Source organism: Falsarthrobacter nasiphocae (assembly GCF_031456275.1).
Lineage (GTDB): Bacteria > Actinomycetota > Actinomycetes > Actinomycetales > Micrococcaceae > Falsarthrobacter > Falsarthrobacter nasiphocae.
The window spans coordinates 655,676-667,722 of sequence record NZ_JAVDUI010000001.1; the positions used below are offsets into that span (position 1 = coordinate 655,676).

15 protein-coding genes are annotated in these 12,047 nt (G+C 69.3%); 8 read left to right on the forward strand and 7 right to left on the reverse strand.

Features of this window, described 5'->3' with window-relative positions:
- Positions 1-79 precede the first annotated feature (79 nt).
- From J2S35_RS02905 to J2S35_RS02915, 3 genes are all read left to right on the forward strand, one after another.
- On the forward strand, positions 80-1,117 hold the full coding sequence (locus J2S35_RS02905) for a lipid II:glycine glycyltransferase FemX (RefSeq protein WP_309849613.1): 1,038 nt from the start codon (positions 80-82) through the stop codon (positions 1,115-1,117).
- 293 nt (positions 1,118-1,410) lie between these two features.
- Positions 1,411-1,875, forward strand: coding sequence for a hypothetical protein (locus tag J2S35_RS02910; protein WP_309849617.1), 465 nt, complete (start codon positions 1,411-1,413; stop codon positions 1,873-1,875).
- 11 nt (positions 1,876-1,886) lie between these two features.
- Positions 1,887-2,204, forward strand: a complete 318-nt coding sequence (locus J2S35_RS02915; RefSeq protein WP_309849620.1) for a hypothetical protein — start codon at positions 1,887-1,889, stop codon at positions 2,202-2,204.
- Between the two features lie 143 nt (positions 2,205-2,347).
- Here J2S35_RS02915 and glpX read toward each other — a convergent pair whose 3' ends face one another.
- Positions 2,348-3,370, reverse strand: a complete 1,023-nt coding sequence (gene glpX, locus J2S35_RS02920) for a class II fructose-bisphosphatase (protein ID WP_309849623.1) — start codon at positions 3,368-3,370, stop codon at positions 2,348-2,350.
- A 103-nt stretch (positions 3,371-3,473) separates the two neighbouring features.
- Here glpX and J2S35_RS02925 point away from each other — a divergent pair, with 103 nt between their 5' ends.
- The 4 genes from J2S35_RS02925 to J2S35_RS02940 all read left to right on the forward strand — a co-directional run bounded on the left by J2S35_RS02925 (position 3,474) and on the right by J2S35_RS02940 (position 7,225).
- Positions 3,474-4,037 (forward strand): DUF4245 domain-containing protein, encoded by a 564-nt coding sequence (locus J2S35_RS02925; protein ID WP_309849626.1) that lies wholly within the window; start codon positions 3,474-3,476, stop codon positions 4,035-4,037.
- 37 nt (positions 4,038-4,074) lie between these two features.
- Positions 4,075-4,743 carry a carbonic anhydrase gene (locus J2S35_RS02930; RefSeq protein WP_309849629.1) on the forward strand — a complete coding sequence of 223 codons (669 nt, stop codon included), beginning with the start codon at positions 4,075-4,077 and terminating at the stop codon, positions 4,741-4,743.
- On the forward strand, positions 4,736-6,169 hold the full coding sequence (locus J2S35_RS02935; protein ID WP_309849631.1) for a class II fumarate hydratase: 1,434 nt from the start codon (positions 4,736-4,738) through the stop codon (positions 6,167-6,169). The genes J2S35_RS02930 and J2S35_RS02935 overlap by 8 nt, the downstream gene beginning before the upstream one ends.
- Positions 6,170-6,472: 303 nt before the next feature.
- Positions 6,473-7,225 carry a glutamine amidotransferase gene (locus J2S35_RS02940; protein WP_309849632.1) on the forward strand — a complete coding sequence of 251 codons (753 nt, stop codon included), beginning with the start codon at positions 6,473-6,475 and terminating at the stop codon, positions 7,223-7,225.
- Here the strand turns inward: J2S35_RS02940 and J2S35_RS02945 are convergent.
- The 4 genes from J2S35_RS02945 to J2S35_RS02960 all read right to left on the reverse strand — a co-directional run bounded on the left by J2S35_RS02945 (position 7,207) and on the right by J2S35_RS02960 (position 9,839).
- The gene (locus tag J2S35_RS02945) at positions 7,207-7,716 is read right to left on the reverse strand and encodes an NUDIX hydrolase (protein WP_309849634.1); all 510 of its coding nucleotides are present in this window, start codon (positions 7,714-7,716) and stop codon (positions 7,207-7,209) included. The two genes, J2S35_RS02940 and J2S35_RS02945, sit on opposite strands and share 19 nt — an antisense overlap.
- 148 nt (positions 7,717-7,864) lie before the next feature.
- Positions 7,865-8,053, reverse strand: coding sequence for a hypothetical protein (locus J2S35_RS02950; RefSeq protein ID WP_309849637.1), 189 nt, complete (start codon positions 8,051-8,053; stop codon positions 7,865-7,867).
- 225 nt (positions 8,054-8,278) lie between these two features.
- Entirely contained in the window at positions 8,279-8,926 is a 648-nt protein-coding gene (locus J2S35_RS02955) for a prepilin peptidase (protein WP_309849639.1), read from the reverse strand.
- Positions 8,927-9,077: 151 nt separating this feature from the next.
- Positions 9,078-9,839: an isoprenyl transferase gene (locus J2S35_RS02960; protein WP_309849642.1), complete on the reverse strand. Its 762-nt coding sequence runs from the start codon at positions 9,837-9,839 to the stop codon at positions 9,078-9,080.
- Positions 9,840-9,930: 91 nt separating this feature from the next.
- Between J2S35_RS02960 and trhA the strand changes: the two genes are divergently transcribed.
- Complete coding sequence (gene trhA, locus J2S35_RS02965; RefSeq protein WP_309849645.1) at positions 9,931-10,590, forward strand: PAQR family membrane homeostasis protein TrhA; 660 nt, start codon at positions 9,931-9,933, stop codon at positions 10,588-10,590.
- Between the two features lie 192 nt (positions 10,591-10,782).
- Here the strand turns inward: trhA and J2S35_RS02970 are convergent, their stop codons facing one another.
- Entirely contained in the window at positions 10,783-11,043 is a 261-nt protein-coding gene (locus J2S35_RS02970) for a hypothetical protein (protein WP_309849648.1), read from the reverse strand.
- Positions 11,044-11,072: 29 nt separating this feature from the next.
- Positions 11,073-11,969 carry a mycothiol conjugate amidase Mca gene (mca, locus tag J2S35_RS02975; RefSeq protein ID WP_309849650.1) on the reverse strand — a complete coding sequence of 299 codons (897 nt, stop codon included), beginning with the start codon at positions 11,967-11,969 and terminating at the stop codon, positions 11,073-11,075.
- Between the last annotated feature and the right edge of the window lie 78 nt (positions 11,970-12,047).

Here is a 12,047-nt window from a genome sequence, read left to right on the forward strand (position 1 = left end):
CGTCCACCGCGGCCGTGGGGCCGGCGGCCAACCGCCACACCCGACCGATACCAGTCCCTCCCGACCCCAGGAGCCCCCGATGCGCCCCTCCATCCTTCAGACGGCCCCGTGGGCCGAGTTCCAGCGCGCCCTCGGCAAGGAGGTCGTCGAGCTGAGCGGGGACGGCTACGAGGCCGTCGCCACCGTTGAGCGCAGCGCCCTCGGTGACTCGCTCTATGCGGCGTACGGGCCGTGCGCGGAGGACGCGGCCGGGTTCGAGCGGGCCCTGGCTGCCCTCGCGGCCGAGGGGCGGCGCCGCAAGCTGAGCTACGTGCGCGTCGAGCCGGTTTCCGCGGGGCTGGGCCAGCACCCGGCGTCTGTCCTGTCCTCCCTCGGCCTCGTGCGCGCCCCGCACGACGTCCAGCCGAAGGACACCCTGATCATCGACCTCTCTCGGGACGAGAAGACGATCCTCGGCGACATGCGCTCCTCCAACCGGAACGTGGCCCGCAACATCCACAAGAAGGGCGTCACGGTCCGGGTCAGCGAGGACCCCCAGGACGTGCGCCACCTCAACCGCCTCCTGGCCCGCACGGCCGCGCGCGGCGAGTTCACCTCCCACACCCCGGCGTACCTCGAGTCCGCGGCGTCCACCCTCATGAGCCGGGGCGCGGCGAGCCTCTACCTCGCCGAGCTCTCCTCCGGCTCCGGCTCTGCCTCGGGTTCCGGCTCCGGAGACGACGACGGCGGCCAGCCCGAAGTCATCGCCGCGGCCCTCGTGTACGACACGCCGACCACGCGCGTGTACGCCCACGCCGCCGCCGATGACGCGCACCGCAAGCTCTCCCCCGGCGTGGCCCTCGTCGTCGCCCTCATCAGGGACGCCAAGGCTCGCGGCCAGGAGGCCGTGGACCTGTGGGGCATTGCTCCGACCGACGACCCCGAGCATGCGTGGGCCGGGTTCACGAAGTTCAAGCGGTCCTTCGGCGGCGCCGAGGTGCACTACCCGGGCTCGTGGGACCTGCCGCTCGACCGCCGCTACACGGCTTACCGGGCGGCCCGTCGCCTCCGTGGCGAGGTGCTCCCGTTCCTCCGCAAGGCCGCGCCGCTCGCGAAGCGGGTCCTCCCGGGCCGCTGAGCGCCGCCGTCGCCCCCTCACTGCGCCTGGGGGCCTGTGCCCCGCAGTCTCACTTGGGATGACTTGCGTTATTACAACGTTACCAACCTCCAAGAATAAAATAAGGTTGGCTTGCTACTTTCTTTCTGTAGACCTTGATACGTCGACAGAGAAGAAGAGGAGAGATGAAAGTCTGTTCCGCGCATCGCACGCTCGCCGTTATCACCGCCGCCTCCCTGACTGCGGGGGCATTCGCAGGAGTTCCCGCATCAGCAGAACCCGCAGCCGGGCATCCCATGGGGGCGAGCCACAGCATGCCCCACAACCCCGCCACGCCCACCCACGAGGTCGAACCCCTCGTGACGAGAGTTCAGAGAGCTGAATCACGGACCGAGGCCATCCGGATTCTCGAAAGTGCCGGGTTCCAAGACCAGCTGAAGACAGGCCGCTACGAAAAGTCCGCCGCTGGGCTCACCGTGGGGTTTGACCTCGGCCCGTCCCCCACCGTTACAAGGTCGATGACCGTCGTCTGGCGCGGCATCAAACCCTATGTTCGCGGAACGGCAGACGATTGGAAGGCCGCCCTCGACGCCACCACGACGCTCGGAGGCGCGGCGTGCGCTCTTATCACGAATGAGTGGGGGTCAGCCGGGTGCATTGCCGTGGCAGGCACCGTCAAGGACTGGACGGGGCGGATTGACACATCAGCCTGGCCCGCGGGGCAGTGCCTCGCAATCAACCCTCGGCAAACGACCGATGTGTTCATCGAGGCTTGCTAGGAGGAACCTTCATGAAGAACGGGATTGCTCACCTTGTCGTTGTCCTGATCGCGGTTCTGGCGGGGTTGGTCGTCAACTCCAAGATCGACGGATGGTTCACGGCTGCCGGGATTTTCATGGTTCTCCTCGCCGCCGCGCTGTCCGCGCTCAGGGAGTGGGAGCACTTGGCCGTCATTCCGCTCGTTGCGGCGGCCTGCATCGGTCTGGGGTCCGTGCTTCAGAACGATTCCATGTATTCCATTGGCCTCACAGTCTGGCCCATGGCGATGGTTGTCCACCAGCTCAGGGTAGAGAATCCGAGCGCCAAGCGCAGGCGCGGATCAAGCTAGTCCGCCCCACCGACGGGCCTCCGCTGGGCCGGTCAGCCGGTGCCCGCACCGGAAACAATGAAAGGGAGCCCCGCTCGCCTCGGACGAATCCGGGGTGAGCGGGGCTCCTTTCTGGCCAGGGGCTGAAGGGCCAGGGCGCGGCCTTACGCGAGGCGCGCGTAGGACTCCCACTTGTGGTTGCGGTGCTCGCCGTCGACGACGCGGATCGTGCCGGACTTGGAGCGCATGACGATCGACTGGGTCAGGACGCGGTCCTTGGCGTAGCGGACGCCCTTGAGCAGGTCGCCGTCCGTGACGCCCGTGGCCACGAAGAAGCAGTTGTCGCTCGTGACAAGGTCGTTCGTGGAGAGGACGCGCGAGAGGTCGTGGCCGGCGTCGAGAGCCTTCTGCGTCTCTTCCTCGCCCTGCGGCCAGAGGCGGCCCTGGATGACGCCGCCGAGGGCCTTGATGGCGCAGGCCGCGACGATGCCCTCAGGCGTGCCGCCGATGCCCATGAGCGCGTCCACGCCCGTGCCCTCGCGGGCAGCGGAGATGGCGCCGGCGACGTCGCCGTCAAGCATGAAGCGCGTGCGGGCGCCGGCCGCGCGGATCTCCTCGACGAGCGGCTTGTGGCGGTCACGCTCGAGGACCGCGACGTTGAGCTGGCTGATCTTCTTGCCCTCAGCCTTGGCGATGAGGTGCAGGTTCTGCTTCACAGGCAGGCGGAGGTCAACCATGTCCGCGGCTGCCGGGCCCGTGACGAGCTTCTCCATGTAGAACACGGCGGACGGGTCGAACATCGTCCCGCGCTCCGCGACCGCGAGGACGGACAGGGCGTTGTTGTAGCCCAGCGCCGTCAGGCGGGTGCCGTCCACGGGGTCCACGGCGACGTCGACCTCGGCGCCCTGGCCGCTGCCCACCTTCTCGCCGTTGTAGAGCATGGGGGCTTCGTCCTTCTCGCCCTCGCCGATGACCACCACGCCGTTGAGGTTGACCGTGGAGAGGAGGGAGCGCATCGCGTCAACGGCCGCTCCGTCCGCGGAGTTCTTGTCACCGTTGCCCACCCAGTGGCCTGCGGCAATCGCCGCCGCCTCGGTGACGCGGACCAGCTCGAGGGCGAGGTTCCGGTCTGGCTCGGTGTCTCCAACGGCGAGGGCGGGGGAAAGCTGAGAGTGGTCCGTGGTCACAGGCGTGCCTTTCGAGAAGTCGAGACGTCGTCGTTCCGGTTCCCTCCATCCTATCGAAGGGGGCGCGGCCCGCGTCCGCCTCCCGCAGTGAGAGAATGGGCGGGTGAGTACGCAGAGCCCCGCCACGCCCGTCCTGACCAAAAAGCAGGCGCAGCGCGCCAATTCGTCCGTGATTGGCATGCTCATCGCCATCGGCTTGAGCCTCGCCCTCGTGCTTCCCGTCCTGCTCCTCGTCCCGCAGAAGAAGGATGACGCGTTCACGCGTCGCGTGGACGTCGCCTCCATCGCCGCGCAGGCGGGCACGAGCCAAGGCTTCCGCCCCGTGGCGCCGTCCATGCCGGAGGACTACCCGTCCAACCACGCGGAGCTGAGCCAAGGGGACCAGTCCAAGGTCCCCACGTGGACTGTCGGCTATGTGACCCCGTCCCGCACGTACATGAAGTTCATCCAGACGAACAAGGCGAACCCCACCTGGCTCGCCCAGCAGACCAAGGGCCCGGAGGCTGAGCGCCGCACCGAGGGCGGTCTCGCGTGGACCGTCTACGCCTCGGGCGGCAACGAGCAGACGTGGGTGGCCCGGCGCGGCGAGAGCACGTTCCTTGTCTCCGGCGAGGCCTCCTCGGAGGATCTCGCCCGCCTCGCCGCCGCCATCGGCACCGCAAAGTAACCCAAGCCCCTCCTCCGTGAGGCCCCCAGGAGTGACCATGCCCCAGCCCCCAGTCCAGCCGACTCCCCGGCCCGAGACGCCCGCCGAGGCGTGGCAGCTCCTCGCCGAGGGCAACCGCCGCTTCGTCACCTCGACGTCCTCCCACCCCAACCAGGACGCGTTCCACCGCTCCCGTCTGGCCTCGGCGCAGAACCCGTACGCCGTCATCTTCGGCTGCTCGGACTCGCGCCTCGCGGCGGAGATCATCTTCGACGTGGGACTCGGCGACGTCTTCGTCGTGCGCACGGCGGGCCAGGTCATCGACGACGCCGTCCTCGGCTCCCTTGAGTACTCGGTGAGCGTGTTGAAGACGCCGCTCATCGTCATCCTCGGCCACGACTCCTGCGGCGCCGTGACGGCAGCCGTCGAGGCCTTCCACTCCGGCCAGATGCCGCGCGGGTTCGTCCGGGATCTGGTGGAGCGCATCACGCCGAGCGTCATCGCCGCCCGGCGCCAGAACGTCAAGGACGTCAACGGGACGGTGACGGAGCACGTCAAGCAGACGGCCTCGCGCCTCGCGGACTCGTCCAAGATCATCTCGGATGCCCTGGACGCGGGCGCGCTCGCCATCGCGGGCGTGACATACAGCCTCGCGGACGGGGCGGTCTCGCTCGTGTCCGGTTTGGGGTCCCTCACCTCGGAAGAGCAAGATAGTGAGCATGACTGACACGCAGAACGGCAACGCAGCCGAGTACCGTATCGAACACGACACGATGGGCGAGGTCAAAGTCCCCGTCAACGCCCTCTACCGCGCCCAGACGCAGCGCGCGGTTGAGAACTTCCCGATCTCGGGTCAGGTTCTCGAGTCCGCGCACATCAGCGCGCTCGCTGAGATCAAGCGCGCGGCTGCCGTCGCCAACCGCGAGCTGGGGGTGCTCGACGACGAGCGCGCCGCCGCCATCATCGCCGCGGCCGAGGAGGTCGCCTCCGGCAAGCACCACGAGCACTTCCCGATCGACGTGTTCCAGACCGGTTCTGGCACCTCGAGCAACATGAACATGAACGAGGTCCTCGCGACCCTCGCGAACCGCGCCCTCAAGGACGCCGGCTCGGAGACCGAGGTTCACCCGAACGACCACGTCAACGCGTCCCAGTCCTCGAACGACGTCTTCCCGACGTCCGTGCACGTCGCCGCCACGGGCGCGCTCATCAACGACCTCATCCCGGCGCTCGGCTACCTCGCCGACTCGCTCGGCCGAAAGGCTGAGGAGTTCGCGAACATCGTGAAGTCCGGCCGCACGCACCTCATGGACGCCACCCCGGTCACCCTGGGCCAGGAGTTCGGCGGCTACGAGGCGCAGATCCGCTACGGGATCGAGCGCATCGAGGCCTCCCTCCCCCGCGTCGCCGAGGTCCCGCAGGGCGGCACCGCCGTCGGCACCGGCATCAACACGCCGGCCGGCTTCCCTCAGAAGGTCATCGCGGAGCTCGCGAAGAACACGGGCCTGCCCCTGACCGAGGCGCGCAACCACTTCGAGGCCCAGGCCAACCGCGACGGCCTCGTCGAGGCGTCCGGCCAGCTGCGGACCATCGCGTACTCGATCATGAAGATCAACAACGACCTCCGCTGGATGGGCTCCGGCCCCAACACGGGCCTCGGCGAGATCGCCATCCCGGACCTCCAGCCGGGCTCCTCGATCATGCCGGGCAAGGTCAACCCGGTCATCTGCGAGGCCGCCATCATGGTCGCCGCGCAGGTCATCGGCAACGACACGACGATCGCCCTGTCGTCCACGAACGGGGCGTTCGAGCTCAACGTGGGCATCCCGGTCATGGCGGCGAACCTCCTCCAGTCCATCCGCCTCCTGACGAACACGTCCCGCGTCATGGCCGACAAGATGATCGACGGCCTGACCGCCAACGAGGAGCGCGCCCGCTTCCTCGCCGAGGCCTCGCCCTCGATCGTCACGCCGCTCAACAAGGTCATCGGCTACGAGGCCGCGGCGAAGATCGCCAAGCACGCCGTCGCCCAGAAGATGACGGTCCGCGAGGCCGTCGTCGACCTCGGCTACGTTGAGCGCGGCGAGGTCACCGAGGAGCAGCTGGACAAGGCCCTCGACGTCATGAGCATGACCCGCCCGCCGCAGGCCTAGCCTGAGGCCCGGGGCCCGTTCTGCGGGCCCTTGCGAGCGGCTGAGCGCCCGCCGCCTTCCGCCCCCTCCGGGGCGAGAGGCTGCGGGCGCTTCGCCGTTCTACGGTCCCCCTCCCGTTGCTCTAGCCCCATCCCGTTGCGTGGCGGTTTTCGACCAGAAAACCGCGCCCGAGCGTGCGGAAGTCGCCTCGCAACCGGGGGCCCGCTTGTTGAGCGCGGACGAGGCGCGCCTTTTCGGCCTGCGCCGCGCCCACTGTGTGGGCACCCCTGCGCGGGCCGTCCGCACCTCGCGTAGGCTGGCGCAATGCTTCCCTTCCTGCTCATCCAAACGCGAGAAGACGACGACGTCGCCGCGGACGAACTGCGCTCAACCACGGCCCTGGGCGGCTTCGCTCCTGGGGAGCTTGAGCCGCTGCGCCTTGAGCAGGCTGTCCTCTCGGGGCCCGTGGACTGGGAGACCTTGCTCGACACCCACTCGGGGGTCATTCTGGGCGGGAGCCCCTTCAACACGATGGACGCCGACGAGCTCAAGGGCGATCTCCAGCGGGCGTGCGAGGCCGAGCTGCGCCGCCTCCTGGACCTCGTGGTTCCGCGCGACTACCCCTTCTTCGGCGCCTGCTACGGCGTCAGCACGCTCGGTGTGTACGCGGGCGGCACGGTGGACCGCGAGCACTCTGAGACCGCGGCCGCCGTCCCGATGGCGATCACGGAGGCGGGCGCAAGTGACCCGATCCTCGAGGGCGTCAACGCCGAGTTCGATGCGTTCGTGGGCCACAAAGAGTCGATGGGCCGCCTGCCGGAGGGTGCCGTTCTCCTCGTCGAGGGCCGCTCCTGCCCGGTTCAGATGTTCCGCCTGGGCCAGAACCTCTACGCGTCCCAGTTCCACCCGGAGATGGACGCGGAGGGTCTCGTGTTCCGCCTCTCGAAGTACCGCAACCACGGCTACTTCGCGGCGGATGAGCTGGACAGCGTCATCGCGGCCGCCCGCCGTTCCAGCGTCACCGAGCCTCCGAAGATCCTCTCCAACTTCCGCGTCCGCTACGCCCGCTCGGCCTGATTGCCGGGCACCTCGTAGGCGGCGCCGGGCCCCGTATGGGTGAGCGCGCCCCGGATGAGCCGCGCGTGGCGGTCCGTGAGGGAGTCGGGCAGGGCCTCGAGCGGCCACCAGGAGACGGCCGTGGACTCGTCGTCGTTGACGCGTGCCTCGCCTGAGAGCGACTCGCACCGGAAGGACAGGTTGAGGAACGAGCACTGGTCCTTGTTGGGGAACGTGATGATCCCGGTGGTGTCCACGTCGAAGAGGGCCTCCGTGCGCGCGCGGACGCCGGTCTCCTCCTCGATCTCGCGCAGCAGGCCCTCCGCGGGGGCCTCCCCCGGCTCGAGGATGCCCGTGACGAGGGCCCACCGCCCGTTGTCCTGGCGCTCGACCAGCAGGACGCGCGTGGGCGCCTCCAAGGAGTCCAGGACGACGCCCGTCACACCTGGGAGCCAGAGGAGCTCGTGGCCGATGCGTTCGCGCAAGGACAGGATGAAGTCGGGCGTAGCCATGTGCCCAGCCTAGCCAGCGTCCCCCGTGGCGAAGCACCGCCCCACGCTTGCGAGGCGTTCCCGCCGTGCCGCTTCCCCTCCCCATGACGGGCGGCTTACGGGCGGACATAGCCGTCCCGCCAGGGCCTCCGTTCCCGTAGCGAACAGGCTACTTGAGGTTGTGATGGCGCTTGTCTCGGTCTCGGGCCTGCTGCCAGAACAGCGCGACGAGACCGGCGAGCAGACACCCGCCCGCAACCCCATTCGGGTTAGGCAGGGCACCCCCGAGGCCGTCAGTCAAGGCCACGACGAGGCATAGCACCGACAGCACGACGGCGATGGGGTAACCGATTCTCATGGATCCTCCTTCCGAAAAGCCGCCGTCTCGAGAGCGGCTCGCCGAGGTCAGCTCCCACGAGGGCCGGCCAGAGTCAGCTCTCACGACACCCGGGGCTACCTCAGCGACCAGGGCGGGACATCCGAGTGCCTTTCCCCGAGCGTCTCGAGGCGACGGAATTCCTTAATTGTACGTTTGTCCACGACTCGCGTACAAGGGTCGCGCCTGGTCGTCCCCCTGCTCCCGTCACGGAAGAAGGACAAGCGGGAACGCCGAGCCCGCGAAGAGGTAGGGCCCGAGGGCGAGGCGTGTCCCCGGAGGCGCGCGGCGCACGAACACGAGCCAGGCCGCCCGGAACCCGGCTCCGGCAAACGCGCACGCGAGACCCGCCACCACGTGGCCCAGCCCGTCAGGGCCGAGGACGGCCCCGAGGAAACCCGCATAGCGCACATCCCCCGCGCCCAGGGCTGCCGCTCTCCGCGCCAGAGCGAGGCCGCCGCCGGCCAGGATGGCGCCGAGCGCGCCCCCGAGAAGCGGCCACGGGTCCCCTGTCCCCGCCACCACGAGGACCAGGCCGAGGCCGAGGACCCGCGCCGCGCCCCAGATGACAGGCCTTGGCAGGCGGCGTTCGCGGGCGTCGATGATCGAGAGCATCACCCCGGACACGGCCCACGCGCCCCACACGAGCGCCCATCCTGCGAGCGCCACGCCGTCCGCGATGTGCTCTGCCCAGGCCGGCCCCAGGGAGCCCCACGGACTCTGCTCGTCCAGGACGCGACGGGCCAGTGACCCGAGCGGCCAGGAGAACGCAGGCAGGGATCCCCCTGAAGCCAGAGACCCCGGCAGCGCGTGGAGCAGCCGCCCCCAGAACGGGGGCGCCAGGAACAACGGCACAGGGAGCAACGGCACCAGAAACAACGGCACAAGAGACACCATGCAGCGAGGCTATGGCGCCGAAGCGGTCACCTGTGCCCGCCAGCCAGGAAACGTGGATATCTCTCGCGCCAGAGGGGCGCGATGCCCACGCTGCTCGTGCCTGCGCTGGTCAGGCCCCGAAACGGCGCTGGCGGCTCGCGAAGTCGCGCAGGGCGCGCAAGAAGTCGACGCGCCGGAAATCCGGCCACAGCGCCTCGCAGAAGTAGAACTCCGAGTACGCCGACTGCCACATGAGGAAGCCGGAGAGGCGCTGCTCCCCGCTCGTGCGGATGACGAGGTCCGGGTCCGGCTGCCCGCGCGTGTAGAGGTGCTCGCCGATCTGGGCGTCCGTCAGCGCGTCGGCGACATCCCGCACGCTCTTGCCCTCGGCCTCGGCCTCAAGCAGGATCTCCCGGACGGCGTCCACGATCTCACGGCGCCCGCCGTAGCCGACGGCGACATTGACCCGCAGGTCGGCGTCGTCGGGCGCTTGAGCCGCCGCGGACTCAAGCTTCGAGACCAAGTGAGGGGGCAGGATCTCCAGGGCGCCCACGGGGCACACGCGAAGGCGAGGCGTCTCCGCGAGGCGGTCCACGGTGTTGCCGATGATGTCGATGAGGGCGTCGAGCTCGTCGCTCGAGCGAGACAGGTTGTCCGTGGACAGCATGTACAGGGTGACCGTGGGAATGCGCAGCTCGCGGCACCAGCCGAGGAACTCGATGATCTTGTCCGCGCCCGCCTGGTGGCCGTCATGCGTGGGAGCACCCGCGAGCTTGGCCCAGCGCCGGTTCCCGTCCACCATGACCCCGATATGCCGCGGCAGGACAGCCGGCGCGACCTCCTTGCGCAGCTGCCTTGAGTACAGCCCGTACAGGGCGCGCCTCAGCTGCATCCGCGTCTCCTTCCAAGGCCCAATCACAAGGACAACCGTACCGGAGGCCGCCGTCCGGGCACCGCCCAGGCCCGCTCATTACGATGAGACCATGACGACGACGACGCACGACACCGCCCTGCACAAACCCCGCCTTCGCGGCTGGATCCATGCAGTCATGGCGCCCCTGGCGGTGGTGGCGACGCTCGTCCTCATGGTCTTCGCCCCCAGCGTGGGCACCCGGGCCGCCTGCGCGGTCTACGCGTTCACGGGGATTCTGCTCTTCACGGTCTCGGCCATCTACCACCGCGGCACGTGGACGCCGCGCACGCGCATGCTGCTCAAGCGGCTGGACCACACGAACATCATGCTGATCATCGCGGGCTCCTACACGCCGCTCGCGTGGGTGCTCCTCGACCGGCGGGACGCCACGATCCTTCTGACCGCGGTCTGGATCGGGGCCCTGCTGGGCGTGGTCTTCCGCCTCGTCTGGATCTCGGCGCCGCGCTGGCTCTACACGCCCGTCTACGTGGCGCTGGGCCTCGCTGCGCTGTTCTACCTGCCACAGTTCTTCGCCGCCAGCGTCGTCTGCTCGGTGCTCATCCTCGCCGGCGGGGCCCTGTACATCGCCGGCGCGGTGTTCTACGCCATGAAGCGGCCGAACATCAGCATGGCCTGGTTCGGGTTCCACGAGCTCTTCCATGCCTTCACGGTGGGCGGCTTCGTGTGCCACTTCATCGCCATCATGATCGCCGTCATCACCCGCGGGTAGCGGCCTGCCGCCGACGAGAGAAGTGGGCCAGGCGGGGCCCCTCCTTCTCCCGTTGTGGGGCGACCTTCTCCCGTTGTGGGGCGACGTTCGCACGCCGGGGCGCCGTTCTGTGGTTGAAACTCGCCACGCAACGGGAAGCGAAACGGCGGCGGGGCTGGGTGGCGCGGCAGCGACGCTGGGCTGGGCCGGGAACTACCGGCGTGCGGGGCGGCCGCTGCCGCTAGGCGCGTCGTCGTCGTTCTCTGCCGCCGCGCCCTCGAATTCCTCCCGGACCTGCTCGCGGTACCGGACCCGGCGGATCTTGCGGACCATGCTGATGGCCAGGAGGATCGTCAGGACGGCCACCGAGGCGGTGAAGACGAACCCCAGCGCGCCGGGGCTCACGTCCTCAGCCTTGATGGTGGGGGTCGGGGAAGCGGTCGCCGCGAGCGCGGCCAGGAAAGACGTGTGCACCCTCAGATTCTACGCGCGGGGCCTGGACGTCAGCGCAGGCCCGCCAGGAGGTCCGTCTCGGGCAGGCTCGTCTCGACGCGGGAGTCCGCGAGAATGTAGTCCTCCCACGGCCACACCTCGCGCTGCTTCTCGGCCGAGAGGGCGAAGAACGTGGACTCCGGGTCAATCTGCGTGCGGTGCGCCTTGAGGGCGTCCTCCCGCTTCTCGATGAACGGCCCGACGTCGATGCGCGTCGTGGTCTCGTACGTGATCCACGACTCCGGCTTGGGCTGGTCCAGCATGGAGAGCCACTCCGTGAACGGGGACTCGCCCGTCTCCTTGAGGAGGGTCTCGTGATAGGTCGTGAAGCGCTCGGGGCTGAAGCCGCGGTCGTAATAGAGCTTGCTCGGCGCCCATGGCTCGCCGAGGCCCGGGTAGGCATCCGGGTCTCCGGCCCTCTGGTACGCCTCCATGGCCACACGGTGGGACATGATGTGATCCGGGTGCGGGTAGCCGCCATTCTCGTCGTACGCGAGGATCACGTGCGGGCGGAACGAGCGGACGAGGCGGATGAGAGGAGCCGACGCCTGCTCCAGGGGCAGGGCACCGAAGCAGCCGGCGGGAAGCGGCGGCAGCGGGTCCCCCTCCGGCAGGCCCGAGTCCGCGAAGCCGATCCAGCGGTGCTCAACGCCCAGGTGGCGGGCGGCCTCGGCCATCTCCATGATGCGCATGCCTGCGAGGTCCCGCGCAGCCATCGGCTCGGCGGCGACATTCGCGTTGAGGACGCTCCCCCGCTCGCCGCCCGTCATCGTGGCGACCATGACGCGCGCGCCCTCGGAGAGGTAGCGGAGCATCGTGCCCGCGCCCTTGCTCGACTCGTCGTCCGGGTGGGCGTGGACAGCGAGGATGCGGAATCCTTCGGCGGGGGCGGTCGAGGCAGTCGTCACGACGAGTCTCCTGGTGGGCAGGCCAAACTTGGGCGAGGATGAGTGTCTGCGGCTTCCCGGGCGTCCAGCCTTCATCGG

Excerpts from the sequence above, each read along its gene's own strand:
- J2S35_RS02905 (WP_309849613.1), top strand. The coding sequence starts at position 80 with ATGCGCCCCTCCATCCTTCAGACGGCCCCGTGGGCCGAGTTCCAGCGC.
- J2S35_RS02910 (WP_309849617.1), top strand. The coding sequence starts at position 1,411 with ATGCCCCACAACCCCGCCACGCCCACCCACGAGGTCGAACCCCTCGTG.
- J2S35_RS02915 (WP_309849620.1), top strand. The coding sequence starts at position 1,887 with ATGAAGAACGGGATTGCTCACCTTGTCGTTGTCCTGATCGCGGTTCTG.
- J2S35_RS02930 (WP_309849629.1), top strand. The coding sequence starts at position 4,075 with ATGCCCCAGCCCCCAGTCCAGCCGACTCCCCGGCCCGAGACGCCCGCC.
- J2S35_RS02935 (WP_309849631.1), top strand. The coding sequence starts at position 4,736 with ATGACTGACACGCAGAACGGCAACGCAGCCGAGTACCGTATCGAACAC.
- J2S35_RS02940 (WP_309849632.1), top strand. The coding sequence starts at position 6,473 with ATGCTTCCCTTCCTGCTCATCCAAACGCGAGAAGACGACGACGTCGCC.
- J2S35_RS02945 (WP_309849634.1), bottom strand. The coding sequence starts at position 7,716 with ATGGCTACGCCCGACTTCATCCTGTCCTTGCGCGAACGCATCGGCCAC.
- J2S35_RS02950 (WP_309849637.1), bottom strand. The coding sequence starts at position 8,053 with ATGAGAATCGGTTACCCCATCGCCGTCGTGCTGTCGGTGCTATGCCTC.
- J2S35_RS02960 (WP_309849642.1), bottom strand. The coding sequence starts at position 9,839 with ATGCAGCTGAGGCGCGCCCTGTACGGGCTGTACTCAAGGCAGCTGCGC.
- trhA (WP_309849645.1), top strand. The coding sequence starts at position 9,931 with ATGACGACGACGACGCACGACACCGCCCTGCACAAACCCCGCCTTCGC.